Raw genomic sequence first — 777 nt, 5'->3', positions numbered from 1 at the left:
GTCTCGAACGATTTGTCCTGACGCGCCTGGCGCAGGGTCGACTGCATCGATTCAAGCGTTTTTGTGATCGCGGTCAGGCCGTTGTTAGCCGCTTCGATGGTCTTGATGCCGTTGGCCATCGAGTCCATCAGATTGTTCAGATCACCAGCGCGGCTGTTTAGCGAAGCGGCGGTGAAGAAATTGGTTGGGTTATCAAGAGCCGAGTTGACCTTGTTACCTGTCGAAAGACGGTCTTGGGTCTTGGCCATCAGCGATGCCGTGTTCTGCAGCGAGCCAAGATTGGAGCGGACGGCTTTGGAAAGATTGATATCAGCCACTGGGTGTTCCTTCTGGAAATTTGCCCCTTCTAGGGATGGTCACAAATACTCCGGGACCTTTTAACAACTCGTGAAATCCATCTCGCTGAATGGATGCAAAGTGTCCGTCACGCAGTGCTCCGGTCCGGCCGAGGTCGGTTCCTTGCTGTTCATCGCGATGACATCGGGATCGGCACCTGCTGCTGGGTTTGACAAGCCCCCGCGTGGCGAACGCGAGGGCAACCTGTCAGCGGAGACGGATAGCCCAGCTGTCCGACGGGCTTGCTGCCGGCCGCCTCTATCCGGCGCGGTTCGGTGCGGCGCCTATGGCGGCTGCGCCCTCCCGGGCGTATGATCGAACGCCATTGTCGAGCATTCCCCAAGAGAGCGATCGGATCGCCCGCCCCGAGGACTGATGTTGCGCCGGCCTGGCCCCCGCCTCAGGCAACGTGCTCCGCCCGGCCGTCGGGGCAAGGCGATT

General features: G+C 60.1%; 1 protein-coding gene. It reads right to left on the bottom strand.

Annotated features, from left to right (window positions below):
* Positions 1-317: flagellin N-terminal helical domain-containing protein (locus tag C8264_RS21930; protein WP_483863843.1), on the bottom strand; the 317-nt coding region annotated here is incomplete at its 3' end.
* Positions 318-777: the final 460 nt, after the last annotated feature.

The organism is Devosia naphthalenivorans (genome assembly GCF_003056355.1).
GTDB classification, from domain to species: Bacteria; Pseudomonadota; Alphaproteobacteria; order Rhizobiales; family Devosiaceae; genus Devosia; species Devosia naphthalenivorans.
This window is presented reverse-complemented; position numbering and strand designations above follow the sequence as displayed.